Genomic DNA, 25796 nt, shown 5'->3' with positions numbered 1-25796 from the left:
AGAATTTTAAAGAAAATTAATCCCAGTCGATCATGAAGTACTTGATCTTTGCATCATCAGGGATCTGCGATGCCTGTATGCGGCTCTGGGTATCATATCGCAATTCCACAGGCAGTTGTTTTTTATCGATTGTGACATATACATTCAACTCGTCGATGAATATCACTGCTGCACTAAGCGTGTTTTCTATTCGGGAAATATTGTAATTCTCGACAATATCCTTAAAAGTACTTTCTTTTCCCAGACCTTTAGCTGTTTGGTACCTGGGATCAAGTACCTGCACAAAACCTATGGTGCTGGTAGAGTCGAAGGCCTGCACAGGTTCAATAAGCAGCAGCTTCTTTCCTTCTGTATCATAAACTTCGATCTCATTGCTTTTGCGGTACAATTCACTGTTGCTTACTTGTTTTACAATAGAATCTTCAGCAAAAATTGAATCGAGCTGATATATTCTAATATCCTTGGTTAGGCGGCCTATGCTGTTGGCGCCGATTAAAAAAGGATCCTGTTCTTTATCACAGGAAACAAAAAGTCCGGTGGTAATAAGTAAGGAGAATAAGAGACTTTTGCGCATGGGGATTTTTAAATTAATTATTTTAAAAGTTTATTGAGAACTCCCATTACACCTCTAATGAAGGTAGCACTGGTGAGAACTTTAATTACAGCTTTTTGAGAGTCTGAACTGGAAGTTGTCTTTCTTCCTGAACCCGTTCTTTCAATTTTCTTTCTTTCCTTCTCGGCCTGCTTTTTGGCCTTCTCCTCATCGGCTCTTTCAATTTTGCGGGTGAGGATCTCGTAAGCACTTTCGCGGTCTATATTGTCATTATACTTCTTCGCCAGCGAGGAAGTGGCTGTTAGCTCCCTAAGTTCCTCTGCGGTTAGAATATTCATTCGGCTCATAGGTGCCCTTAACATAGTTGCCGCGAGCGGGGTTGGCCTTCCTTTCTCATCCAGTGCCGTCACAAGGGCTTCCCCAATTCCTAACGTGGTAAGTTCGGTTTTGGTATCGTAAAATTCGGAGATCGGATAATTTTCTGCTGCCAGTTTGATGGCTTTTCGATCCTTGGCTGTAAATGCCCTTAAAGCATGCTGGATCTTTAGACCGAGCTGCCCAAGTACATCAGCTGGAACGTCGGCAGGATTTTGTGTGACAAAATAAATGCCGACTCCTTTCGACCTTATCAGTTTCACAATGCTCTCGATCTGGTTAAGTAAAGCTCCGGAAGCTTCTTCAAAGATGAGATGCGCTTCATCAATAAAAAGCACCAGCTTTGGTTTATCACTGTCCCCCTGCTCAGGAAAGGTATTATAGATCTCTGCAAGAAGACTAAGCATAAAAGTGCTGAAGAGTTTCGGGCGGTCCTGGATGTCTGTAAGGCGCAGGATGTTGATATAACCATGGCCATCACTGTTCGTTCTTACCAGATCTTCGACCTCGAATGACCTTTCTCCAAAGAAGAGGTCGGCGCCTTGTTGCTCCAGAGTGACTATTTTTCGAAGAATAGCTCCTGTAGATGCAGAAGAGATCCTGCCGTAGGATCTTTCAAATTCTTCTTTTCCTTCCTCTGTTGCATACTGAAGGATCTTCTTGAGGTCCTTTAAGTCCAGAAGCGGAAGATGATTGTCATCACAATATTTAAAGATGATGGAAATTATGCCACTTTGGGCAGGTGAAAGTTCCAGGATGCGGCCCAAAAGTACCGGTCCAAATTCACTAACGGTAGCTCTTAATCTTACTCCTTCTTCTTCGGAAAGGGTCAGGATCTCAACCGGTGAAGCCGATGCTTCAAATTTATACTGAAGCTTCTCGTGGCGTTTATAAATAAAATCCTCCCCGGCTGAAGGTTTTGCTACTCCACTAAGATCTCCTTTTACATCCATGAGCAACACCGGAACTCCCTTTTTTGAGAGGTTCTCGGCAAGGATCTGCAGAGTTTTGGATTTACCTGTTCCCGTAGCTCCTGCGATAAGTCCGTGCCTGTTGAGGGTCTTTAGGGGAATTCTTACGGCAGCATCTGGAAAAACTTCTCCCTCGAACATAGCGGCCCCAAGGTAAATAGAATCACCTTTAGGTTCATAACCAGACGAAATATGTGAAGTAAATTGCTGCTTGTCGATCACTTTAAAATTTTTATAAAAATAAGAATTGTGAGGGATTAGGCGGCTTACAATTAGCGGTAATTACTTCACAGCAGGATGAAGCAGTGTAAAGGTTCCCTTTTCGGAGTTCATTTCTGCACGTATTCCATTGGGAATAGTTGCATTATCGCTAATATGGCCTATCATGGCTCCTTCAAAAGCAGGGATCTTTAGAGGTTTGAAATAATGATCAAGTACTTCTTCAAGCGTTAGAGAACCGTAACCTCCGGCACCGCCGGGTTCACAATCACTGCATTTTCCGAAGATAACTCCATTGATTTGCTCAAGAACACCTCCCAATTTTAATTGCGAAAGCATACGATCTACAGCATAGATCTGTTCCCCTACGTCTTCGAGGTAAAGAATTTTTCCGGACCAGTCGGTGGGGAAGAAAGGAGTTCCCATGAGTCCGGTGAGGACAGAGAGATTTCCGCCCAAAAGTTCACCTGTTGTGGTTCCGGGGGTGATGGTTCTAATTCTGTTTTTGGTTTGTGTAAGCAGCCCTCCTTTGTCTGCAGGATTAGAATATTGCACGGCTTCTGCTTCAAAAAGGAGTTTTTGCAAATGCTCTACGGCAAAAGAATTCCAGGTGGAAGTAGCCAGGGGGCCGTGAAAAGTCACTAGCCCGGTCCTTTGATGTATCGCAAGGTGCAGAGCAGTAATATCACTGTAACCAATAAATACTTTTGGATTATTCTTTATGGCATCATAATCAAGTAAGTTCAGGATCCTTGCTGCTCCGGATCCTCCTCTAAGGCAAATAATAGCATCAACATCAGGATCCCGGAACATGTCGTTGAGTTCCTCTGCCCGTTGTTCATCAGTACCGGCCAAATGCCCGTGTCGGGCTCTTACATGTTCTCCTAGTTTTACGTTCAGCCCCAAAGCCTGCATAGATTCGACTGCGATCTCATAAGATTGAGACTCATAAATAGCTCCGGAAGGACTAACGATCCCAATAGTGTCTCCTGCTTTAAGCCGCGGCGGAAGAAGGGGCCGACTTTCATCAACCGGATCGTTTATTACCCCCGGAGTGATGCAACTAAAAAAAGGTACAGCCATGCTGCCGAGGCCGATATTCTGTAGAAACTTCCTTCTTTCCATACTAATAATTCAAATATATAGTTCGCAATACCTGGTTCATTCTTGCCTTAACTTCAGCAGTTGGAGCAACATAATTGCTGTTCATAAAACTGAAGATAAGAACTTTACCCGATGCAGTCACTAAGTACCCGCTCAGGCTGTGGTTATTCTTCATTGTTCCCGTCTTTGCAAAAACGAATGGGGGCTTATCTGCAGGAGCCTTATAATCATTTTTTAAAGTTCCCGACACTCCTCCTGCAGGTAAGAGTTGAAACAGCCGCTCCTGTTCCACTTCCTCATAAATTCTTTCCAGTAGCCATACCATATTTGCGGGAGTAGTGAGATTATATCTTGAGAGGCCCGAGCCGTCAACCCACTGCAAATCATAAGGCATCTCCTGAAGGAATTCCTGCTTCATGTGATCAATGACAATCTTTGCTTGAAGTGTATCTGAAATTTCTCCTGCCGCCATTAGAAGTAATTGCTCAGCAAAAAGATTGTCGCTGTCCTGTAGCATTTTTTTGTAGATGCTATCGGCGGGCTGACTAAAGATCTTGTGCTTTAATTTTAAATCCCCCGGATGGTTCTTCGCCATGATCACCGGCCTGTCAAGAGTATCGGAAAGGAGCTTGACAGTTAATTCCGGGGAAGTAATAAAGGGAATCTTTTGCTGAAATGCTGAGGTTTCAATAACGGGAATTTCGAAGCTGTTTGTTTTTTCATCTCTTCGGATTTTCTTTAAAGTTTCGGTGGTGTCTTGTTGTAGTTCATTTTTAAAATATGAAGGTACTACAGTTAAAGATCCGGGTGTGCGATCAAAGGAAACAACATTGCCGTAGATAGGAAAAGAGGAGCGTTCCGCCGAAAACCCGTATGCATAGTCATCCCAGGCCCAACCGGGGCCCAATGCCTTTTCAGGTGCTTCAGGATTTATGTAAGCAATAGTCTCAGGAGCAGACTTGAGGAAATTCAGAATTTTTGAAGAATCGAAGTCCCTGTGCAAAAATGTGGGGTCTCCCGTGCCGCTTATGTAAAGAGTGTCGTTAGTAACTCCGTATTTCAATCCGGGTACGGAATCCTTCAGCAATTTTAGTCCGGTGTAAAAACTCAGAAGTTTTGTAGTTGAGGCAGGGGTGAAATATTTATTTGAATTATGCTCAAAAAGGACCTTTTTCGTGGCCGGTTCGTAGATCATGATCCCCCGGAACCATGGGACCGAATCTTCGGCTTTCACAAAGTTTTTCTCGAGCTCTCTTTCCAGGTCTTTTCCTGGAGCACAGGAAAGCAGGAGCAGTAGTGAAAGTAGAAGCGGAAATTTTTTTAGGATGTGGTGCAAAAACACGAGGATTAAATAAAGGGTTAAAGTAAGAAAACTTTGACTGGAGTCCGAAAAAATTTTTCTTGGGCAGGTGCCAGAAATATCATTTTTGAGAGCTTAGCTTTAAGGGGAAGGCTGCAGGTTTTTATGTACCTTTGCCGCCTATGAATGAGAAGGAAATGAACGAGTTGGTGGAGCAGGGAAAGATGCTGCCGCTAATGGAAGAATTTTATACCATACAGGGTGAAGGTTTTCACAAGGGGACTGCGGCTTATTTTATTCGCGTAGGTGGCTGTGATGTTGGCTGTCACTGGTGCGATGTGAAGGAAAGTTGGAATCCTGCTTTACATCCCGCAACTGCAGTAGATAACATTGTTGAAAGTGCCGTAAAGAGCAGTAAAACGGTTGTGGTGACAGGTGGCGAGCCGCTTACCTGGAATATGGAACCTCTTACGGGCAAGCTAAAGGAGAGAGGAGCAAAAATACATATTGAAACTTCAGGAGCTTATCCCTTGACCGGTACCTGGGACTGGATATGTCTTTCTCCCAAGAAAAATAAACTTCCCACTAGGGAGGTGTATGAAGTAGCGCATGAATTGAAGGTGATCGTCTTTAACAAGCATGACTTCATATTTGCCGAGGAACAAGCTGCCAAAGTGAATGACAACTGCATTCTGTACTTACAGCCGGAGTGGAGCAACAGGGAGAAAATGATGCCTTTAATTGTGGACTATGTAATGCAAAACCCAAAGTGGAAGGTCTCCCTGCAAACTCACAAGTATCTCAATATTCCATAAAAAAACGCCCTTTTAAAAAGGACGTTTTCAATTTCTTTTTCCTATGGAGTTACATAGTTTCTTTAAATGGAACTTTTACGTAACGATCGTCCCATCCAATAAAAAGATTTGCACCGTCATTACTTTTTGCAAAGCTCATTGAGAGTGCATCAATAGGTACAGGGGATTTTCTCACCGGTACAGTAATTCTGGCCACATCCTTTTCAACGTGGTAGTCGTATGCACCCCAGATGTTTGTGCTGTTATTGAGGATTATTGTCCATTCCTTTTCCTTTGGAATAGTAAATAAGGTGTAAGTCCCTTTCTTTATTGTTTTGTCACCCACCATCATGTCCTGGTAAAGTGTAATTTCAGTAGCCTCATTAGCTCCTGTTCTCCAAACTTCCCCGTAAGGGATCAATTTCCCAAAGATCTCTCTGTCGCGGGTTTGAGGTCGGCTGTAAAGCACCCTTGCTACCGGTTCATTGTTTTCGCCTCTAAACAAGGCAACATCCATAGGGCTTACATCTAGTTTTGAAAAGTTAGGACCGTCATTGTCCTTTGTTGTTTCCGGGGTTTCCTGGGCATAAAGCTGAGGTGTTGATAATGACCCTGCAAAAACCGCCAGCATTATAAATAATTTCTTCATTTCTTCTGTTTTTTAATTACTGGTTTAAATATAAATCATGTGAGGGAAACTTAAGTTAAGGTTTTCTTTAATTGCCGTTAAAAAGATGAAAAACTTTAGCTCGAAAAATATCTTGGGGAATGGAGCTTCATCAGGAAGAAATTCAGCAGGAAAGAATTTGTGGAAAAAGGTTTTTCAGGGTTTTTTTCAGGGTCTTCCTAAAGATTGGAGAATCAGTAGATTTTATGTTACTTCAGCTTTAGGTGCTCTCTCTAAATGAGATCTTTCCAAAGGGCTACAGGTGAGGATTTTTCCACATAAATTGTTGATAACTTCAAGGCTTTAACAGGGGTTGAAGTGGTTTTACAGGTATGATTTTGGTATATTTGTTCGTTATAGAAATTGATAAAATTTTAACGAATTCAAGTATGAGCGAAGAGGTTAAGAGAAGCAGTTATTCGGCTGACAGTATCCAGGCACTGGAGGGAATGGAGCACGTACGCATGCGCCCTTCAATGTACATTGGTGATACTGGAGTGAGAGGCTTGCACCATCTTGTTTACGAGGTGGTCGATAACTCCATTGATGAGGCGTTGGCGGGACACTGCGATACCATTAGGGTAACCATAAACGAAGACAATTCTATTACTACAGAGGATAATGGTCGGGGTATTCCTGTAGATCTGCATAAAAAAGAAGGGGTTTCTGCACTCGAGGTGGTAATGACCAAGATTGGGGCAGGAGGGAAATTCGATAAAGATTCCTATAAAGTTTCCGGTGGACTTCACGGGGTTGGTGTGAGTTGTGTGAACGCGCTTTCAGACCATCTTAAAGCTACTGTTTATCGTGATGGAACCATTTGGGAACAGGAGTACGAAAGGGGAAAGCCAATGTACCCAGTAAAATCTGTTGGCACCACAGATCTTAATGGTACGATTGTAACCTTTAAGCCAGACCCTACCATTTTTCAGCAGACTACCGAGTACAGTTATGATACACTTGCCAGTAGAATGCGTGAGCTCGCTTTTCTTAATAAAGGGATCACTATTACCCTTACAGACCGCAGGGAGAAGGATGAAAAAGGAGAATTTGTTTCTGAAGTCTTTCATTCTGAAGAAGGTCTTAAAGAGTTTATCAAATTTTTGGATGGAACAAGAGAGCCAATCATTAGTGAGGTAATTGCTATCGAAGGGGAGAAGAATGACATTCCTGTTGAAGTGGCGATGGTTTACAACACGTCCTTCAACGAGAATCTTCACTCATACGTAAACAATATCAATACCCACGAAGGAGGTACTCACCTTGCAGGTTTCAGGAGAGGTTTGACAACCACCTTAAAGAAATATGCCGATTCTTCCGGCTTACTTGATAAGCTGAAGTTCGAGATTTCGGGAGATGATTTTCGGGAAGGATTAACAGCTATAGTTTCGGTTAAAGTTTCTGAACCTCAGTTCGAAGGTCAGACAAAGACCAAGCTTGGTAACAGAGAGGTGACTGCTGCAGTTTCGCAGGCGGTTTCTGAAATGCTGGAAAACTACCTAGAAGAAAACCCCAATGATGCAAAGACCATCGTACAAAAGGTGATCCTTGCCGCGCAGGCCCGTCATGCAGCCAAAAAGGCTCGTGAAATGGTACAGCGTAAGACCGTGATGAGCGGTGGTGGTTTACCCGGTAAATTGTCTGATTGTGCTTCGCAGGACCCGCACGAGAGTGAAGTTTTCCTTGTTGAGGGAGACTCGGCAGGAGGAACGGCAAAGCAGGGTCGGGACCGTCATTTTCAGGCTATTCTTCCTCTAAGAGGTAAGATCCTGAACGTGGAAAAGGCAATGAGCCACAAAGTTTTTGAAAACGAAGAAATAAAGAATATCTACACCGCTCTGGGTGTAACAATTGGTACTGAAGAGGACAGTAAAGCACTGAACCTTTCCAAGCTTAGATATCACAAGATCGTGATCATGTGTGATGCCGACGTTGATGGTAGCCACATCGCAACCTTAATCCTTACTTTCTTCTTTAGATATATGAAAGAATTGATCGAGGCCGGTCACGTTTATATTGCAACTCCGCCACTTTACCTTATCAAGAAAGGTAGTAAAAAGAGATATGCCTGGAATGACAAGGAGCGCGACGAGATTGCAGCTTCCTATAATGGAGGGGTGAGCGTACAGCGATACAAGGGTCTTGGAGAGATGAATGCAGAACAGCTTTGGGATACAACTATGAATCCCGAATTCCGTACCCTGCGTCAGGTAACTATAGACAATACAGGGGAGGCCGACAGGATCTTTTCTATGCTAATGGGAGATGAGGTACCACCGCGAAGGGACTTCATTGAAAAAAATGCCGTCTACGCAAACATTGACGCTTAATTGCTATTAAAAGTTAAAGAAAGCCCTGCAGAAATGCGGGGCTTTTTTGTTTGTAGGAATCTCCTGAAGGAGCTATGCTTTTTTTGTTATTTTTACTCAACTACAAAACCCACCATTGTGAAAAAATTACTTATAATATTTATTGCTTTTCTTTCTTCTCCATGTGCTGTTTTTGCCCAAACTAATGTTGCTGAATTCATTGACGATATGCTTGTTTTGGGAGGAAATTTTTCCCAGCCTGCAGCTGAGGCTGCTGGATATCAGGCGAGCGCTGGCTGGTTCAGTTCAGCAATACCACTTGATAAATGGGATTTCCGGATTTCTGTTCATGGTAATGCACTTTTTGTACCTTCAGAAAAGAAGAAGTTTTTCCTATCCAATTCGGATCTTAAGGTATTGAAGATCAATGAATCAGAAAATGCAGTTCTACCAACAGCTTTTGGTGGTAGTAGCTCAGTTTATCTTAGTGGAGAAGTTTATTTTAACGGCGCACTTATTTCTGAACCGAGTTTCCCAGCAATGGAAGGGATAAACAGGAGTTATGTGCCTCACGCCTTCGTGCAGGCAGCTATAGGAGTTTCTGCCGGGACTGAAGTTACTGTTAGAGCGATGCCTGAAGTGACCATTGATGGTGTTGCTGCCAGTACTTATGGTTTAGGAATTAAGCACAATTTAAGTCAGTACTTTGGGTATTCCTATCCTGAAGATTTTCAATTAGCATTTGGTGCTTCATATTCAAAATTAATTGTGGGCTATGAATTTGATCCCATCGGGGCTGCAGATGTAGTTGAGCTAGATAAGATTGATGTTGATGCGAACCTTTTTATGGGTGAATTAATAGGGTCCAAAAAATGGGGTCTTTTCGAGGCTATTGTGGCGGCTGGTGCAATGAACTCGCAATTCAGCTATACCTTCGGGGGGAGGGGAGAAGTAGATCTTGTCAATGCCGAGGTTGATAAGATTGAGGATTCAAAAATACAATTTAAAGGAGATGTTGGTTTCAATCTTTATTTCAGTCAATTGCGGGTAAGCACCATGTTGACAGCGGGAGAATTTTTTAACGCAAATCTAGGTCTTCACGTAAGCATTTAATCTACTGTTTTTGCCCCTATTTTTGAGGGAAAAATCCTCGAAAATTCGTATTTTCGCTGGACTATTAATCAAACTAATTCACAATGAAAGTTACCATAGTAGGTGCCGGAGCTGTTGGAGCCAGCTGCGCGGAATATATCGCCATTAAAAATTTTGCTTCAGAAGTTGTTTTAGTAGATATTAAAGAAGATTATGCTGAAGGAAAGGCAATGGACCTGATGCAAACAGCATCCCTTCTTGGCTTTGATACTAAGATCACAGGAAGCACAAATGACTACTCAAAAACGGCAAACTCAGATATTGCTGTTATCACCAGTGGAATTCCGCGTAAGCCGGGAATGACCCGGGAAGAGTTGATCGGGATCAATGCAGATATCGTAAAATCTGTTTCTCAAAGCCTCCTGGAACACTCGCCCAACGCTACTTTGATCGTGGTAAGTAATCCTATGGATACCATGACTTACCTCGTTCATAAAAGCACTAATCTTCCAAAGAACAAGATCATAGGAATGGGAGGAGCTCTTGACAGCGCCCGTTTTAAATATAGAATTAGTGAAGCTTTAGGTTGTCCTGCGTCAGATGTTGATGGAATGGTCATTGGCGGGCACAGCGATACAGGAATGGTGCCGTTGACACGTCTTGCTACCCGCAACTCTGTGCCTGTTTCAAAGTTCCTTTCTGAGGATCGAATTGAGCAGATCAAGGAAGACACTAAAGTAGGGGGAGCTACTCTTACAAAGATGCTCGGTACCAGTGCGTGGTATGCCCCGGGAGCGGCTGTTTCTTCTCTTGTTCAGGCAATTGCCAATGATCAAAAGAAAATGTTCCCATGTTCTGCCCTTTTAGAGGGAGAATATGGATTAAATGATCTCTGTATCGGTGTGCCGGTGATCCTTGGGAAGAACGGAATTGAAGAGATCGTGGAAATAGAACTCGATGAAGCCGAAAAAGCCAAACTAAAGGAGAGTTCTGAAGGGGTTTCAAAAACAAATGACCTTCTTGATTTGAAGAAATAAATCTTATTGAAAAATAGCTTTTAAGAAGCTTCTCAAAAATGTCATTTTTGATGAGTATTTTCTTACCAGAAAAGAGGTGGGAAGATCGATGAATACCAAATGTGGCAGTGCTTTTGAGAAGCTTCTTTTTTTACCTCTAAAAGTTAATTTTTTCAAAAAATATAATTGGGATTTCTATCTTGAAAACCTATATTTGTCCGTTTTTAAAAATTGAACATAAATTAAAGAATAATGCAGAACAAGGGAATAATCAAGGTATTCGCGGTATTGTTTGCTCTGGTATGTATTTACCAGTTGTCTTTCACATTTATTGCTGGCAATATTGAGGGCGATGCCGAAGAATTTGCACAGCAGGAGATCCCCGAAGGTGTTGACAATTATGTAAGCCTTAGGGAGAGAGCCGAACAAAGGTATCTTGATTCTATTGGTAATGAGGAGGTATTTCTTGGAATCACCTACAACTCGGCTAAAGAAAAGGAGCTCAACAAAGGGCTGGATCTAAAAGGAGGTATCAACGTGATCCTTCAGATCTCTGTCAAGGACATCTTAAGAGAATTAGCGAACAACAGTAAAGACCCTGCTTTTAACCAGGCTCTTGCAAGAGCAGATGAGGCTCAAAGAACAAGTCAGGAAAACTACCTTGACCTTTTCTTTGAAGCTTTTGAAGAAATTCCTGATGCCCGCCTTGCTTCTCCCGATATTTTTGCAAACAGAAATCTAAGTGACGAGATCAATTTTGAAATGTCTAATGAGGAAGTAAAGCCAATCATTAGAAGAAAGATCGACGAATCTATTGTTTCTGCATTTGAGGTACTAAGAAAGCGTATTGACAAATTTGGGGTAACTCAGCCAAACATTCAGCGTTTGGGTTCTTCAGGAAGGATCCTTGTTGAACTACCGGGTGCAAAAGAAATTGAGCGTGTAAAAGACCTTTTACAGAGTACAGCGCAGTTGGAGTTCTGGCATGTTTATAAGAGCAATGAATTTCAAAACTTCTTTGTACAGGCTAACAATGTCCTTAAGCAAATTCAGGTTGAGGAGACCGCAGAAGCTGATGTTGATACTACAGCGGCAGAGCAGGATGAGATCGATGCTTTGTTAGAGTCGGCTAATGATACGACTCAGGTCGCTGAACAAAATAATCCTTTATTTGACCTAATGGCTGCTCCGGGCTTCCAGGGCGGTCCTGTTTTGGCAACATTCAATATTGAGGATACTGCAAAAGTGAGAGAATATCTCAATATGCCAGAGGTGCGTGGTCTTCTTGAAGGCGAACAGCGTTATGCCAAATTTGTATGGGGAATTACTAATGAAGATGATGAAGCCGCTCCTCTTTATGCGCTAATAGGGAACAGGCAAAACGAACCACCGCTTTCCGGAAGCGTGATCACAGATGCTACTCAAGCTTACGACCAGGTGGGAAGAGTGGCTGTAACCATGCAAATGAACGGAAAAGGAGCGAAGACCTGGGAAGAAATGACAGGATACGCTTTTGAGAACCAAAGCCAGATCGCTATTGTTCTTGATAATGTGGTATATTCAGCTCCCGGAGTTTCCAGCGGACCAATTTCCGGCGGAAGAAGTGAGATCACCGGTGATTTCAGTATTACTGAAGGACAGGATTTAGCAAACGTATTACGTGCAGGTAAACTTCCTGCTTCAGCAGATATCGTACAGAGTGAGATCGTAGGTCCATCTTTGGGTCAGGAAGCAATCGATAGTGGTATCAATTCTTTTGTAATTGCACTTGTTCTTGTCTTGCTTTGGATGATCTTCTATTATGGAAAAGCAGGTATTTTTGCCGATATTGCACTTGTGGTGAACATTCTGTTCATTTTTGGAGTACTGGCAGGTTTAGGTGCGGTTCTCACCCTTCCCGGTATTGCCGGTATCGTACTTACAATAGGTATTTCTGTGGATGCGAACGTGCTTATTTTTGAGCGTATTCGTGAGGAGTATGCAAAAGGTAAAGTTCAGAAGGACGCCATTAGAGACGGATTCAATAATGCCTTATCTTCAATTCTTGATGCGAACATCACGACTGGTCTTACTGCCTTGATCCTATTGGTCCTTGGAACAGGTCCTATTAAAGGATTTGCAACGACCCTATTGATCGGTATTGCTACCTCTCTTTTCACAGCCATCTTCATTACCAGGTTGTTCATTGATAACTATGCGAAGAACCCTAACAAGAGTCTTGATTTTTCAACTTCGGTTACCAAGAATCTTTTCTCCGGACTTACAATAAAGTTCCTCGAGAAGAGAAAGACCTTTTACATCGTTTCAGGAGTATTCATCCTTGTGAGTTTAGGTTCCCTGTTTACTCAAGGTCTTAACCAGGGTGTAGACTTTGTTGGAGGAAGAAGCTATACCGTAAGGTTTGAACAGGCTATCAATCCTTCTGAAATTGAAGACGATCTTGTTGCTGAATTTGGTAGTGCGAGCGCCAAGACTTTTGGAGCTGCCAACCAGATCAAGGTTACTACCAAGTATAAAGTAGAGGAAGAAGGAAGCGAAGTAGATGAGGAAATTTCCAGAAAGCTATATAATGCAGTCCAGTCTTATTTACCTGAAGGAACTACTTACGAAGACTTTACTGTTGGAAGTGAGGGGGAAAGAGAAATAGGAATAATGCAATCTATCAAGGTTGGGCCATCTATTGCTGATGATATTAAACAAGCATCTATTTGGGCCGTTTTAGGATCTCTGTTAGTGATCTTCCTTTACATCCTGTTGAGGTTTAGAAAGTATCAGTTCTCACTGGGAGCAGTAATAGCAGTTATTCATGATGTTCTTATAGTATTGGGTGTTTTCTCGCTCACCTATAAGTTCATGCCTTTCAACATGGAGATCGACCAGGCATTCATTGCGGCGATCCTTACCGTTGTAGGTTACTCGCTGAATGATACTGTGGTTATCTTCGACAGGATCAGGGAATTCTTTAACGAGCACCCATCCTGGACCAAAAAAGACGCCATTAATGCTGCGATCAACAGCACAGTAAGCCGTACAGTGAACACCTCTTTGACTACTCTTGTGGTACTTCTAGCCATCTTTATTTTTGGTGGGGAAAGCATTAGAGGATTTATGTTCGCTCTTATTGTAGGGGTAATCGTAGGTACCTATTCTTCTATCTTCATTGCAACGCCTGTTACTTATGACACGTTCAATAAAGAGACTAAAAGAAGAAAACTGAAAAAGAAAGAAGCTGTAGCTTAATCTAGTCAGCTTATAAATCAAAGAAAAGCCTTCCGGAAACGGAAGGCTCTTTTTTTTGCCCTTTTTGGAAGGTGAGCAGATGGAAATTTTCAGCTGTAGAGCAGTTTGTTCTCTGAAGAAAAAGTAACTGTGAAGAATTCTGTTCTGAGTCAACGGACTAGTTCAAGATTATTTGGATGGCTATTGTTTCACAATAAAAATGGGAAACCTTTGGTCTGAAATATTTCATCTATGATTAATTCAAGGCTTTAAGTATTGATCTTCTCGAACCGGCCTAAAAAGAAAAAGCCTCAGGAAGAGGCTTTAAAAATGCTATTTTTGAGAGGCTATACTTTAATTTCTCTTGAGGATTAAGCTGTCCCCAACCTGCAGATTCCAGTCGTCTGAAAGGCCTGCGTTGATTTCAAGTACATACTGTGCCGGAACTTCAGAAGGGATCGTTTCAAGACTTTGTGGCTTCGCATTTTTGGTTATGCTCACAATTTTGTTTTGGGAATTAAGAAAAATAAGATCTAGCGGGATGTTTGTATTCTTCATGTAGAAACCACGGGGTGCTTCATTTTCAAAGATAAACAGCATCCCCTGGTTCTGCTCCATTGATTCCCGGTACATCAAGCCTGTTTCCCGCTGATAATCATCATCTGCGATCTCCAGTTGTAGAAACTGGATAGTATCCCCGCCCGGCCTGGTAAGATAGGCTTCAGCTTCTTTGGTGAAAGAAATTGGTTCGGAAATATCCTGGGGTTGATTTTCAGGTTTGTCCTTGCAGCCTGTGCTTAATATGCCTGCAAGCAGAAGGCTAAAAAATGCATTTTTCCTGATCATTTTACACGGGTCTTTGTTGAAGGTCTGTACATGAAGTAAAATCCTGCAAGAATGAAAGGAATACTCAGCCATTGGCCGGTATTCAGCACCCAGTTGACTCTTTCCCCTACCTGAGGTTCCTTTACGAACTCCACAAAGAACCTAACGGACCAAAGCAGCACAAGGAACAGACCAAAAATATAACCCAGCTTTTCTCTTTTTAAAGTTTTCCAGTAGGTGTACCAAAGGATAAAAAAGACCACAAGATAACACGCAGCTTCATATAATTGGGCCGGGTGTCTTGCGAAATCTTCTCCGAGTTTGGTGAACACCACTCCAAAATCACTGTTAGTTGGTTTTCCAATGATTTCTGAATTCATAAAATTCCCTATCCGAACAAAGATCCCGCCGCAGGCTACAGGAATAACGATCCTGTCCAGGATCCAAAGCACCGGTTTATGCAGCACGTTTCGGCAGTAGAGGTACATTGCAGTAATGATTCCAATAGCAGCTCCGTGACTGGCAAGTCCTCTAAAACCGGTAAACTCGAATTCAGGTTCAAAACGTACCGGTAAGAAGATCTCCAGTAAATGGTTTTGAAAGTAATCCCAGTCGTAGAAGATCACGTGTCCCAGCCTCGCACCTATAAGCGTAGCAAGAACCGTATAGATAAAGAGAGAATCCAGTTTTTCCAGGGATACACCCTCTCTCTCATAGATACTCTTCATAAGGTACCAGCCTATTGTGAAGGCGATAACGAACATTAAGCTATAGTAGTGAATAACGAAAAATCCCAGATCGATTCCTTCGGAAGGATTCCAGTAGATCTTATTGAAAAGCATGATGTGTTTTTACTGTTGGGAGGTAAAGATACATATTCGGCAAGTTTTCAACTTATTTTTCCTGCTGAAGTTTCTACGGAACTGGGTCATACCCCTTTCCTCCCCATGGATTGCAGCTGGCAATACGCTTAAGGGAGAGCCAACCTCCTTTTAATGTTCCGTGTTTTTGAAGTGCTTCTACAGTGTACTGTGAGCAGGTAGGAGTGTAACGACAAGTTGCAGGGGTGAAGGGAGAGATGAAGCGCTGGTAAAATCTCACAAGCTTAATAAGCGGATATGATAGCCACTTTTTCACTCCAACATTTTTATTCGATCGTAAAACTGGTACCTTCTTTACCGTCTTTCAGTTGAATCCCTAACGCAATTAGTTCATCCCTGATTTTGTCACTTGTTGCAAAGTCTTTGTTTGCCCGGGCTTCTGCTCTCAGTTTTATAAGTAATTCCACCGTGCCCGATAATTTATTTCCAAAGTCATTATCTGCAGCTTCAGCAGTATCGACAAGCCCCAGTACATCAAAAAGGAAATCGCTCATGGTCCTTTTGAGAAGGTCAAGGTTTTCGGCATTAATTTTTGCCTTGCCATCTTTGATGATGTTGATCTGTTTTACTGCTTCAAACAACTGGGCAATTAAGATCGGACTGTTGAAATCGTCATTCATGGCGTCGTAGCATTTCTGCCTCCATTCAGCCACATTAAAATCTGACTTCTCTGAAGCCTGCAGGTTTTCCAGGCTGTGGTAAGCATCCATAAGCCGCTGAAATCCTTTTTCGCTAGCCACCAAAGCTTCATTGGAAAAGTCAAGAATGCTGCGGTAGTTGGCCTGTAACATGAAAAAACGTGCTATAGTAGGAGCAAAACCCTTTTCAAGATTAGGATTATCCCCGGTAAAGATCTCATTTGGGAGAATATTATTGCCTGTACTCTTGGCCATTTTTTTACCATTAAGAGTGAGCATATTGGCATGCATCCAGTAATTCACCGGAGTCTTACCGGTTGCCGCTTCGCCCTGTGCAATCTCACACTCGTGATGAGGGAATTTAAGGTCCATTCCGCCACCATGAATGTCAAATTCTTCCCCCAGATATTTTGAGCTCATCACGGTACATTCGAGGTGCCAGCCGGGGAAGCCGTCACTCCAGGGAGAAGGCCATCGCATAATATGCTGAGGCTCGGCCTTTTTCCAAAGTGCAAAATCCTGCGGATTTTTCTTGTCGCTTTGGGCAGCCAATTCCCTGGTATTAGGAATCATATCCTCCAGCTTTCTGCCGCTCAGTTTTCCGTAATTGTGAGATTGGTTGAACTTAATTACATCAAAGTACACCGATCCATTGGCTTCGTAAGCATAACCTTTCTCCAGAATCTCTTTGATGATCTCAATCTGCTCCACAATGTGTCCTGTAGCTGTAGGTTCAATGCTTGGAGGGAGATTGTTGAACTTTTGGAGGATGTTGTGAAAATCAACAGTGTAGCGTTGAACAACTTCCATAGGTTCTATTTGCTCTAACCTTGCCTTTTTGGCAATCCTGTCTTCACCTGAATCTGCATCATTCTCCAGGTGTCCTGCATCAGTAATATTTCGTACATATCGCACCTTATAACCCAGATGCTTAAGGTATCTAAAGACCAGATCAAAGGAGATAAAGGTGCGGCAATTCCCAAGGTGAACATTGCTGTAAACAGTTGGGCCGCAAACGTACATACCCACTGCACCTTCGGTAATGGGTTTAAAGACTTCTTTTTCTCCCGATATTGAATTGTAGATCTTTAATTCCTGCTGCTGGTAGAGTGCCATAAATTATGAACCTGTTTAGAATTCGGTTTCTAAATTAATGTAGTCCAGAAAATCACGCCTTGCCTCGGGATCTTTAAACCTGCCGCCATATTCGCTGGTTACCGTGCTGCTCTCAATGTCCCGGATTCCCCGGCTGTTCACGCAAAGGTGCTTTGCATCAATGACACAAGCTACATCTTCTGTTCCCAGCACCTCCTGAAGTTCCTTCACGATTTGCATGGTAAGTCTCTCCTGGACCTGTGGGCGTTTTGCGTAGTAGTCTACTATGCGATTCATTTTTGAAAGACCAACTACTGTACCGTTAGAAATATAGCCAACGTGAGCTTTTCCAACGATGGGAAGCAGGTGGTGTTCGCAAGTAGAATAAAGGGTAATATTCTTTTCTACCAACATTTCGCCGTACTTGTATTTGTTCTGGAAGGTCGAAGCTTTAGGTTTTAACTGTGGGTGAAGTCCGCCGAAGATCTCTTTGACAAACATTTTTGCCACTCTCTTGGGAGTTCCTTTAAGACTGTCATCTGTTAGGTCCAGTCCCAGGGTATTCATTATATTCCTTACATTTTCCTGGATGCGGTCGATCTTCTCTTCGTCACTTATGTCAAATGCGTCCTTGCGCATTGGGGTGTCTGTATTGGGGCTCACAAAAGCATCTCCCATTTCATCTATAGCCTCGTCGATATGGTCTTTTTTCATAATATTTATAAAGTACGGTCTAAACACTCAGTAATTAAGCTTGCAAAGATACATATTTAAACCCTTTTCTGGTAATCTGAGAAAGCAAGTTACTTCTCTCCAAAGGACTAAAAAAAAGAAAAACAGCCCGAAGGCTGTTTTAGTAATAAAATCTTGTAATCTATAAGTTGAAGCTCAACGAAAGAGTGTAATTGGAATTTTCTCTGTTGATACCCAGCCTGTCGGTCAATCCCACTTGATACATCTGCGGGTTGTTTTCCCTTGAAGACCTGTCATAGGCAAAATCAATTTTTACATTTCCAAAATTATACCCTAATCCGGCAGAATATCCTTCCAGGTCACCAACTGTAATTCCATTTTTATAAGGACTTTCTTCAAAACGATATCCTCCTCTTAAGCTCCAGTTTTCAATGCGATATTCACCTCCAACTCTAAATGTTGAAGCCCCCTGAAGTTCGTTTGATATTAACTCGTTCTGGGCCATAAAAGCGGGATCGTCTGTTGGTTTGAATTTCGTTGTGGCATAATCTCTATAGGTATAATCGAAGCTAATAAGAGCTGCTGAACCAAAGAGATACGCAAGACTTCCGGTATAACTGGCGGGAGTTTGCAGTTTGTAATCAGGGTATACATTAACAATATTAGGATTTACTACAGCTTCACCCTGGTCATCACTGAAAGTTTTTAAATATTGTGTCGTTTCTTCAGAGATTGTGTACCAGGTTGGCGATTCGTACGCTGCTCCTGCTCTAACGCTATTACCAATTTTTCCAAGAGCACCCAGCTGAAAACTGAAACCGCTTCCCAGTGTGCTTAAGCGGTTCTCAAAAAGAATTTCATTTATTTCGCTTCCGTTGTTATTGTTTTCCTCAAAAAAGGTAGATACTCTGTCATAGTTTATGAAATGGGTGTTGAGGTTGAGACCCAGATAGAGAAAATCTTGATATTGTGTGGCAAAATTAAATGAAAATTTTCCGTTTAAACCGGTAGCAGCATAAGCGGATTCCTGATAAAAATTTCCATCTGCGACATTACTGGTGTAAGGCGCAAAAGGATTACCGGCTTCGTCTGGATTATAATCGTACAGATAACCCTGATACCCTAAAAAGGCTTGTTGAGCTGCAAAGCCTTCTGTTTCTCCTAAAAAACTATAAAGATCAGAGATCGTTTCATTATCCTGAAGTTCTAATAAATCTACAGGCACACCTGCAGCGTACTCAAGGAAGTAACTAGTAATGGACTTTTTGTTGTTGCCATAAGCAAGATAATCATCCTCAAAACTTGCAGTTTTGTTGTAGTTAAAGCCAAGGGAAAACTTCCTCCAGTTTGCATCCTGATCATTATTATTGAAAACAAAAACAGCACCGGCCTGCCCAAGATCGGTATTCGAATTAGAATTGGTGTTGAACCCATTCATGAGACTGACTTCATTCTCGCTGTTTTCCACATTAAGGGTAAGCGTTGAGAAACTGTTAAGAAAGACAGCTGAACCTGCAGGGTTCACGTTAAGAGAAGACATGTCACCTCCAAGAGCACCAAAAGCTCCGCTCATCGCCCTGTAGCGAGCTGTTCCGTTAAGATCTGAACCGGAATACCTTACTGCATCCGTAATATTTTGAGCCTCCACAGTCATAGAAATTATGGCTGTGAAGGCAAAAATTAATTTTTTCATGTATAAAGCTTTAAATAAAGACTAGTTTCCGCCTCTTCCACGGCTGGATCTACTTGAACTCGAGGATGACCGGGTTCCGCTAGATGAAGATCTGGTTTGTGTCGAAGACCGGTAAGAGCTGTTGCTACTTCTTGAAGATCGGCTTGATCTTACTGTGGGCGTCGAACTCTCGTATGATCTACCTCTTACTGCAGGCACAGATCTACGTTGGGTAGAACTTCTATATGTATCATCTGTTCTTGTAGATGAACTTCTCACTCGGGTGGAGCGGGTTTGGTAGGTCCTGCTATCATTCACTCGTGTTCCTGCTGCGCGTACATTGCGGGTATTGGAATACCCCTGGATCCTGGAAACACGACTGTCTGCATTGACCTGCCTGTTCCTGTAGTCGTTGTAATAGCTATCTCTGCGACCAGCATTATAAGCTACGTCTCTTCTGTTATAGGATGGGAAGTAGTTGTAATATCTATTATAGGGGTGATATGGAGAATATCTATGTCCATAACCGTAATAGCCACCCCAGCCGAATCCCCAGCCAATGTTCCATCTCCACGAGTGGTAGGCATAAGGATATCCGTAATAATAAGGGCTTCGGAAGCCGTAGCGGTAATATCCGGGTCCCCAAAACGGATCATAAAATCCTCCGTAGTAGGAGAATGGATGACCAAACCCATAACCGTAATAGAATGGGTCATATCCAAAGTTATTGTTGTAAATATTGATTGCTATCTCATCTGGGTCTGTACCCCAGGCAGCACGTCCCGGCTCATATTCTATGCCTTCGGCTCCGAACATGTTTTCATCATACTGTCCCGAGGAATAACTTTCGATATCTGTGAAGATGGCTCCGCTTTCCGGAACTGCTTCAAAATCTGCCGCTTTTTGTCCGAAGAGGTTCTTGTAATATAGTGCGTCTTCATAAGATTCCTCATAATCATTAGCAGTATAAGCCTCGCCTTGATTAGAGGAACTATAGATTCCATCATTATCATACCCGGCATACTGATAAGAACTACAGGAAGCTAATAAAAACAGAGAACTCATTGCATAAAGCAGGTTTCTCACGTTTAAAAGCTTGTAGTTTGGTTTCATGGCGTCGAATTTATTATTGAACAAAGATAAAAATAGTTAGTTTTGCGCTAACGTATTTTATTATAATCAGGTGCAAGATTTGTGCCAAAAGACAGAAGATGGCAAAGAAGCTCACTACGCGAAAGGAAGATTACTCAAAGTGGTATAACGAACTGGTTGTCAAGGCAAATTTAGCCGAAAATTCAGCCGTGAGAGGTTGTATGGTAATCAAGCCATACGGCTATGCGATTTGGGAAAAAATGCAGGCGCAGCTGGATAAAATGTTCAAGGAGACCGGGCATGAAAATGCCTATTTCCCATTATTTGTTCCAAAAAGCCTTTTTGAAGCTGAAGAGAAGAATGCAGAGGGTTTTGCAAAAGAATGTGCGATCGTAACGCATTACAGGCTAAAGGCCGATTCTGAAAACGCAGGAAAACTAATTGTAGATCCCGATGCCAAACTGGAGGAGGAGCTTGTAGTGAGACCAACTTCTGAAGCTATAATCTGGAACACATACAAAGGCTGGATTCAATCCTATCGTGATCTTCCTATCCTGGTGAATCAATGGGCGAACGTGGTACGCTGGGAAATGAGAACACGCCTGTTTCTTCGTACAGCTGAATTTCTTTGGCAGGAAGGCCATACAGCACATGCCACCAAGGCTGAAGCTCTTGCCGAAACGGAGCAGATGAATAATATCTATGCCGAATTTGCCGAAAATTTCATGGCTATTCCGGTAATAAAAGGAAGAAAGACCGAAAGTGAACGCTTTGCGGGTGCAGAAGAGACTTATTGTATTGAAGCTCTTATGCAGGATGGGAAAGCACTGCAGGCGGGAACCTCCCATTTCCTGGGTCAAAACTTTGCCAAGGCATTTGATGTTAAATTTGCTACCAAAGAAGGGGATCTTGATTATGTTTGGGCTACCTCATGGGGCGTTTCTACAAGATTGATGGGGGCGCTTGTAATGACCCACAGCGATGATAATGGGCTCGTGCTTCCTCCAAACCTTGCGCCGATCCAGGTGGTGATAGTTCCAATCTACAAGGGAGAGGAGCAACTGGATCAAATTAGCGAAGTGGCAAATAAACTGGCTTCAGATCTTCGGGCTCAGGGAATCTCGGTAAAATATGACAACCGGGATACGCAAAAGCCGGGCTGGAAGTTTGCTCAATACGAATTGCAGGGAGTACCCGTTAGAATTGCTATAGGTCCAAAAGACCTTGAGAAAGGTTCTGTAGAGCTTGCAAGGAGGGATACTTTGAGCAAAGAATTTGTTCAGCAGGATGAGGTGGTAGAAAAAGTGAAAGGGCTTATGACCGAGATCCAGGAAAACCTTTATAAAAGGGCAAAGGATTTTAGGAATGAGCATATCACGAAGGTAGAGAGCTTTGAAGAGTTTAAAAACGTACTCAAGGAAAAAGGCGGATTCATTTCTGCACATTGGGATGGTACTGCCGAGACAGAAAATAAGATCAAAGAGCTTACTAAAGCCACTATACGACTAATTCCTTTTGACACCGAAAAGGAGGATGGAGCCTGTGTCTATACAGGGAAACCGTCTGTGGGGAGAGTGCTTTTTGCTAAGGCGTATTAAATTTCAAAAAAAATTCCTCAACATTTGCGGCATTGAAAAATAGTTGTATTTTTGCATCCGCATTTGAAAATAAATGGTCCGTTCGTCTAGGGGTTAGGACGCCAGGTTTTCATCCTGGTAACAGGGGTTCGATTCCCCTACGGACTACGAAAGGTTTGCAAGTCGTGTAAACCATCTTTGAAATAATAATTGGTCCGTTCGTCTAGGGGTTAGGACGCCAGGTTTTCATCCTGGTAACAGGGGTTCGATTCCCCTACGGACTACTGAGAAAGAATTAATTTAATAAGAGTGTAATGGCAAATCATAAGTCATCGTTAAAGAGAATACGTAGCAACGAGACAAAACGTCTTAGAAACCGCTACCAGCATAAAACTACAAGGAATGCCATCAAGAAGTTGCGTGATGCAGGAAAAGAAGAGGCGCAGTCTTTATATCCTACTGTAGTTTCCATGATCGACAAATTAGCGAAGAAAAACATTATTCACGATAATAAAGCTGCTAACCTTAAGTCTAGGCTTGCTAAGCACGTTGCTGCACTTTAATTAGAATAATAGTGTTCAATTTTATAGAGGAATGCCTCTCGTGAAAACGAGAGGCATTTTTTCGTTTAAATACTTAGCACTTTCTTGATTTACTATTTAAATTGAAAATAAACTACTGTAAATCAGTGCGTTAATTTTAAATTCTTTCTTTTTTTCGTAACTTAGAGTATAAAGGAAAAATATTTTCTCCTTCCCTCCACTTATAAGGTTTCCCTACAGCCAGTGCCTCAATATTTTTCTGTGCCTGTTTGGTTATGGTTTTCATTATTAACCATAAAAACCTTTAGTCATGAAAACTTTTTTAAATAATCAATTTTTTAAATTCTTTACCTTCTTTCTTTCTCTCATTTTTCTGAACTCATTGCTTTCGTGCGAAAAAGATGAACTTACTTCTTTAGATGAAGATCTAAATGTGCAGGTGACCAAAAAAGCCCACGCTAAAAGTTCTAATGGATTTTTTGCTTTTCATCAGGGCTTTAACCATAACACTGCCGCCTGGGCCGATCAAAATGTTGAAGGTATCCTTGGTTGGTGTGGAACCATAAACTTGCAAGATAAAAAATCGGGTGATGTTGTCCCTTCTGCAGGAAGCGGATATGCTACTGTAATGTGGGGAGAGTGCAACACCTTTTGGAGTGAAGAGGCTGATGACATGAACCTGCCAATTTTCGAATATGGGGCACCTGCAACACAAGATCCCGAGCTTTGGAGTTCTTCCTGGCCTTCAAGTGGATTTGTTCAGGAGTTGGATATATATCTTGATCCTGACATGTATGATAACGGATTGGCTTTTATTTATTCCAGTTCCTTAAAAGCACAGGAAGCGACTGCCTTTGTTTATTTCGCTGTTAATGTAGTAAAAGTGGGAGATGCTTTATTAGTGGATGAACATCCGGTTACCGAATCAGGTTGGTATGGCTTTAACTTCTTGTTTGATGATAACGAAGGAGCTCTGCAAGTTCGTTTTGAATTAGAAGACAATCATAAGGTTGCTTATTCTGCCTATCTTGAAAACGACCTCGCCGAAAATCTTACAGCAGGTTATGAGGTAGAGGATTACGGCAGTGGATATGTATGGTTCGTGGCCATTGCAGAAGGTGTGGCTTTGCCAATTGATGAATATAGGCTTAGACCGGGGAAGTAGGATAAAATTAAATCTTGTAATAAAAAAATCCGGAGCATCGAAAGATGTCCGGATTTTGTCATTCTGGGAAGATGTGTTTCTTATCCATTCATGGAGATAAGAAATTCTTCGTTATTCCTGGTTTGTTTGATCCTGTCGTTGATGAATTCCATCGCTTCCACAGGATTCATATCGGCAAGATATTTTCGCATTACCCACATTCTTTGAAGCGTGTTTTCATCAAGTAAAATATCATCTCTCCGTGTACTGGAGGAGGTAAGGTCGATAGCAGGGAAAATTCTTCTGTTGGCGATCTTTCTGTCCAACTGCAGCTCCATGTTACCTGTACCTTTGAATTCTTCAAAGATTACTTCATCCATCTTAGAACCGGTTTCAGTTAAAGCAGTAGCGATTATAGATAATGATCCTCCGCCTTCTATGTTCCTCGCTGCTCCAAAGAACCTTTTTGGTTTGTGAAGTGCGTTGGCATCCACACCACCCGAAAGTACTTTTCCACTTGCGGGTTGAACTGTATTATACGCCCGGGCCAAACGCGTAATGGAATCTAAAAGGATCACAACATCATGACCGCATTCCACCATTCTTTTTGCTTTTTCAAGAACGATATTGGCTACCCGTACATGCTCATGAGCCTCCTTGTCAAAGGTTGAAGCAATAACTTCTCCTTTCACATTTCGCTGCATGTCTGTAACCTCTTCAGGACGTTCGTCGATTAGAAGAATGATCTGGTAGACTTCGGGATGATTGGCTGCAATTGCATTGGCAATATCCTTAAGAAGCATTGTTTTTCCCGTTTTTGGTTGGGAAACGATCATCCCTCTTTGTCCCTTTCCAATTGGGGAGAACATATCAATTACCCTGGTGGAAACAGTGCTCTGTCTCTCGGCGATATTGAATTTTTCCTGTGGAAAAAGTGGAGTAAGGTGTTCAAAAGAAACCCTGTCTCGTACCACTTGTGGATCGAGACCATTGATCTTGTTGATCTTGATAAGTGGGAAATATTTTTCTCCCTCTTTAGGTGGTCTCACCTGCCCAAGAACTGTATCTCCTGTTTTTAAACCAAACAAGCGTATTTGAGACTGGGAAACATAAATATCATCTGGAGAAGAAAGGTACATGTAATCTGAAGATCTCAAGAAGCCGTAGCCGTCTTGCATGATATCGAGAACTCCTTCACTTTCTATGATCGCATCAAATTCGTAATCTGGTTCTTTGTAGCGGTTGCGGTTGTCACGGTTTCCGGAATCTCTGTTGCCGGTATCCCGGTTTCCGCTGTCCCTGGAATTATCGCGGTTGCCGTTGTTTTCACGGTTTCCACTTTCCCGGTTGCTGTTATCACGCCCGCTATCTCTTCCCTGATTGCGGTTATCGCGGGAATCTTTTTGACGGTTATCTCTTCTGTTGTCTTTCTGCTGATTACGGGAGCCGGAATCTTTAGAGGACTGCTGTCTTCCCGAATCCTCCTTTTTGCTTTTTTGCTCACCTTTATTGTCGGAAGAACTATTGCTCTCCTGAGGTTTTTCTTTTTGGTCACCCGAAGCTTCGGCTTTTGGGTTCGATTGCTGTTGCTTTTCTCCTGCAGTTTTGGAAGCAGTTGTTTTTTCTTTTCTCGGGCGTGTCTTGCGCTGCTTTTTCTCGGAGTTCTGATCTTCCTGCGGCTGCGGTTTCACGTCTTCATCTGTCAATGCCTCTTGAACCTTCTTAGGATTTGCGGCCTGGTAGTCAAGAATCTGGTATACCAGGTCAAGCTTTTTTTGCGTGCGGTACTTTGGAACCCGAAGCGTTTTGGCTATTTCCTGAAGTTCAGGCAGCTTTTTAGCCTTTAATTCTGAAATTTCAAACATGAATGTTCTTAAATAAAATTGGTCTTTGGTTTAATTAACCTTCTCGAGGAAGAATCGAAAAATTTTTTAGGAGTCTAAGTAACCTTTATTGAATTGGTTACGAATTGATACTGCAATTATACAATATTATTTTCAGATTATAAATATGGTTTC

At 42.2% G+C, this 25796-nt stretch carries 21 protein-coding genes and 2 tRNA genes; 10 read left to right on the top strand and 13 right to left on the bottom strand.

The features are described 5' to 3' along the window. Positions 1-16: 16 nt before the first annotated feature. Genes VR862_RS09055 through VR862_RS09040 form a run of 4 tightly spaced genes read right to left on the bottom strand, consistent with a single transcriptional unit; the run spans position 17 to position 4564 of the window. Positions 17-574 (bottom strand): hypothetical protein, encoded by a 558-nt coding sequence (locus tag VR862_RS09055; RefSeq protein ID WP_324720641.1) that lies wholly within the window; start codon positions 572-574, stop codon positions 17-19. Positions 575-591: 17 nt separating this feature from the next. Beyond that, entirely contained in the window at positions 592-2121 is a 1530-nt protein-coding gene (locus VR862_RS09050) for a helicase HerA-like domain-containing protein (protein ID WP_324720640.1), read from the bottom strand. 60 nt (positions 2122-2181) lie between these two features. After that, positions 2182-3243, bottom strand: coding sequence for a S66 peptidase family protein (locus VR862_RS09045; protein WP_324720639.1), 1062 nt, complete (start codon positions 3241-3243; stop codon positions 2182-2184). Position 3244: 1 nt separating this feature from the next. Continuing rightward, entirely contained in the window at positions 3245-4564 is a 1320-nt protein-coding gene (locus tag VR862_RS09040) for a D-alanyl-D-alanine carboxypeptidase/D-alanyl-D-alanine-endopeptidase (protein ID WP_324720638.1), read from the bottom strand. A gap of 140 nt (positions 4565-4704) precedes the next feature. On the opposite strand from VR862_RS09040, the gene VR862_RS09035 reads away from it, so the two are divergent. Next, positions 4705-5337 carry a 7-carboxy-7-deazaguanine synthase QueE gene (locus VR862_RS09035; RefSeq protein WP_324720637.1) on the top strand — a complete coding sequence of 211 codons (633 nt, stop codon included), beginning with the start codon at positions 4705-4707 and terminating at the stop codon, positions 5335-5337. A 49-nt stretch (positions 5338-5386) separates the two neighbouring features. Here the strand turns inward: VR862_RS09035 and VR862_RS09030 are convergent, their stop codons facing one another. Further along, positions 5387-5965: a DUF2911 domain-containing protein gene (locus VR862_RS09030; RefSeq protein ID WP_324720636.1), complete on the bottom strand. Its 579-nt coding sequence runs from the start codon at positions 5963-5965 to the stop codon at positions 5387-5389. A 407-nt stretch (positions 5966-6372) separates the two neighbouring features. Here VR862_RS09030 and gyrB point away from each other — a divergent pair, with 407 nt between their 5' ends. From gyrB to secDF, 4 genes are all read left to right on the top strand, one after another. Further along, complete coding sequence (gyrB, locus tag VR862_RS09025) at positions 6373-8313, top strand: DNA topoisomerase (ATP-hydrolyzing) subunit B (protein WP_324720635.1); 1941 nt, start codon at positions 6373-6375, stop codon at positions 8311-8313. Between the two features lie 117 nt (positions 8314-8430). Continuing rightward, the gene (locus tag VR862_RS09020; protein WP_324720634.1) at positions 8431-9405 is read left to right on the top strand and encodes a DUF6588 family protein; all 975 of its coding nucleotides are present in this window, start codon (positions 8431-8433) and stop codon (positions 9403-9405) included. Positions 9406-9488: 83 nt separating this feature from the next. Continuing rightward, on the top strand, positions 9489-10421 hold the full coding sequence (mdh, locus tag VR862_RS09015) for a malate dehydrogenase (RefSeq protein ID WP_324720633.1): 933 nt from the start codon (positions 9489-9491) through the stop codon (positions 10419-10421). 231 nt (positions 10422-10652) lie between these two features. Further along, positions 10653-13640, top strand: coding sequence for a protein translocase subunit SecDF (secDF, locus tag VR862_RS09010; protein WP_324720632.1), 2988 nt, complete (start codon positions 10653-10655; stop codon positions 13638-13640). A 333-nt stretch (positions 13641-13973) separates the two neighbouring features. Here secDF and VR862_RS09005 read toward each other — a convergent pair whose 3' ends face one another. From VR862_RS09005 to VR862_RS08975, 7 genes are all read right to left on the bottom strand, one after another. Beyond that, positions 13974-14465, bottom strand: a complete 492-nt coding sequence (locus tag VR862_RS09005; protein ID WP_324720631.1) for a DUF192 domain-containing protein — start codon at positions 14463-14465, stop codon at positions 13974-13976. After that, the gene (gene lgt / locus VR862_RS09000) at positions 14462-15286 is read right to left on the bottom strand and encodes a prolipoprotein diacylglyceryl transferase (RefSeq protein WP_324720630.1); all 825 of its coding nucleotides are present in this window, start codon (positions 15284-15286) and stop codon (positions 14462-14464) included. The genes VR862_RS09005 and lgt overlap by 4 nt, the downstream gene beginning before the upstream one ends. A gap of 73 nt (positions 15287-15359) precedes the next feature. Beyond that, the gene (gene yidD, locus VR862_RS08995) at positions 15360-15581 is read right to left on the bottom strand and encodes a membrane protein insertion efficiency factor YidD (protein ID WP_324720629.1); all 222 of its coding nucleotides are present in this window, start codon (positions 15579-15581) and stop codon (positions 15360-15362) included. Between the two features lie 10 nt (positions 15582-15591). After that, complete coding sequence (gene cysS / locus VR862_RS08990) at positions 15592-17079, bottom strand: cysteine--tRNA ligase (protein WP_324720628.1); 1488 nt, start codon at positions 17077-17079, stop codon at positions 15592-15594. 15 nt (positions 17080-17094) lie between these two features. Further along, a complete protein-coding gene (gene folE, locus VR862_RS08985) occupies positions 17095-17772 on the bottom strand; it encodes a GTP cyclohydrolase I FolE (RefSeq protein ID WP_324720627.1) in 678 nt (225 codons plus the stop codon). Positions 17773-17932: 160 nt separating this feature from the next. Then, complete coding sequence (locus VR862_RS08980) at positions 17933-19444, bottom strand: OmpP1/FadL family transporter (RefSeq protein ID WP_324720626.1); 1512 nt, start codon at positions 19442-19444, stop codon at positions 17933-17935. Positions 19445-19465: 21 nt separating this feature from the next. Then, on the bottom strand, positions 19466-20536 hold the full coding sequence (locus VR862_RS08975) for a hypothetical protein (protein ID WP_324720625.1): 1071 nt from the start codon (positions 20534-20536) through the stop codon (positions 19466-19468). A 98-nt stretch (positions 20537-20634) separates the two neighbouring features. Here VR862_RS08975 and proS point away from each other — a divergent pair, with 98 nt between their 5' ends. From proS to VR862_RS08950, 5 genes are all read left to right on the top strand, one after another. Next, positions 20635-22113 (top strand): proline--tRNA ligase, encoded by a 1479-nt coding sequence (proS, locus tag VR862_RS08970; protein WP_324720624.1) that lies wholly within the window; start codon positions 20635-20637, stop codon positions 22111-22113. Between the two features lie 75 nt (positions 22114-22188). Further along, positions 22189-22260: transfer RNA gene (locus VR862_RS08965), tRNA-Glu, on the top strand. Positions 22261-22304: 44 nt separating this feature from the next. Then, positions 22305-22376, top strand: a tRNA-Glu gene (locus VR862_RS08960). A 30-nt stretch (positions 22377-22406) separates the two neighbouring features. Continuing rightward, on the top strand, positions 22407-22655 hold the full coding sequence (gene rpsT, locus VR862_RS08955) for a 30S ribosomal protein S20 (RefSeq protein ID WP_324720623.1): 249 nt from the start codon (positions 22407-22409) through the stop codon (positions 22653-22655). 289 nt (positions 22656-22944) lie between these two features. Then, positions 22945-23799: a hypothetical protein gene (locus VR862_RS08950; protein WP_324720622.1), complete on the top strand. Its 855-nt coding sequence runs from the start codon at positions 22945-22947 to the stop codon at positions 23797-23799. 80 nt (positions 23800-23879) lie between these two features. Here VR862_RS08950 and rho read toward each other — a convergent pair whose 3' ends face one another. Further along, complete coding sequence (rho, locus tag VR862_RS08945; RefSeq protein WP_324720621.1) at positions 23880-25643, bottom strand: transcription termination factor Rho; 1764 nt, start codon at positions 25641-25643, stop codon at positions 23880-23882. Positions 25644-25796: the final 153 nt, after the last annotated feature.

Origin of the sequence: Salinimicrobium aquimaris, assembly GCF_035607535.1 — a bacterium.
Classification (GTDB): domain Bacteria; phylum Bacteroidota; class Bacteroidia; order Flavobacteriales; family Flavobacteriaceae; genus Salinimicrobium.
Note: the sequence above shows the minus strand (reverse complement) of the source record. Positions and strands in the feature narration are given on the sequence as shown.

Excerpts from the sequence above, each read along its gene's own strand:
- VR862_RS09035 (WP_324720637.1), top strand. The coding sequence starts at position 4,705 with ATGAATGAGAAGGAAATGAACGAGTTGGTGGAGCAGGGAAAGATGCTG.
- VR862_RS09055 (WP_324720641.1), bottom strand. The coding sequence starts at position 574 with ATGCGCAAAAGTCTCTTATTCTCCTTACTTATTACCACCGGACTTTTT.
- mdh (WP_324720633.1), top strand. The coding sequence starts at position 9,489 with ATGAAAGTTACCATAGTAGGTGCCGGAGCTGTTGGAGCCAGCTGCGCG.
- VR862_RS08950 (WP_324720622.1), top strand. The coding sequence starts at position 22,945 with ATGAAAACTTTTTTAAATAATCAATTTTTTAAATTCTTTACCTTCTTT.
- VR862_RS09005 (WP_324720631.1), bottom strand. The coding sequence starts at position 14,465 with ATGATCAGGAAAAATGCATTTTTTAGCCTTCTGCTTGCAGGCATATTA.
- folE (WP_324720627.1), bottom strand. The coding sequence starts at position 17,772 with ATGAAAAAAGACCATATCGACGAGGCTATAGATGAAATGGGAGATGCT.
- rho (WP_324720621.1), bottom strand. The coding sequence starts at position 25,643 with ATGTTTGAAATTTCAGAATTAAAGGCTAAAAAGCTGCCTGAACTTCAG.
- lgt (WP_324720630.1), bottom strand. The coding sequence starts at position 15,286 with ATGCTTTTCAATAAGATCTACTGGAATCCTTCCGAAGGAATCGATCTG.
- VR862_RS09045 (WP_324720639.1), bottom strand. The coding sequence starts at position 3,243 with ATGGAAAGAAGGAAGTTTCTACAGAATATCGGCCTCGGCAGCATGGCT.
- secDF (WP_324720632.1), top strand. The coding sequence starts at position 10,653 with ATGCAGAACAAGGGAATAATCAAGGTATTCGCGGTATTGTTTGCTCTG.
- proS (WP_324720624.1), top strand. The coding sequence starts at position 20,635 with ATGGCAAAGAAGCTCACTACGCGAAAGGAAGATTACTCAAAGTGGTAT.
- VR862_RS08975 (WP_324720625.1), bottom strand. The coding sequence starts at position 20,536 with ATGAAACCAAACTACAAGCTTTTAAACGTGAGAAACCTGCTTTATGCA.
- VR862_RS09030 (WP_324720636.1), bottom strand. The coding sequence starts at position 5,965 with ATGAAGAAATTATTTATAATGCTGGCGGTTTTTGCAGGGTCATTATCA.
- gyrB (WP_324720635.1), top strand. The coding sequence starts at position 6,373 with ATGAGCGAAGAGGTTAAGAGAAGCAGTTATTCGGCTGACAGTATCCAG.
- rpsT (WP_324720623.1), top strand. The coding sequence starts at position 22,407 with ATGGCAAATCATAAGTCATCGTTAAAGAGAATACGTAGCAACGAGACA.
- VR862_RS08980 (WP_324720626.1), bottom strand. The coding sequence starts at position 19,444 with ATGAAAAAATTAATTTTTGCCTTCACAGCCATAATTTCTATGACTGTG.
- cysS (WP_324720628.1), bottom strand. The coding sequence starts at position 17,079 with ATGGCACTCTACCAGCAGCAGGAATTAAAGATCTACAATTCAATATCG.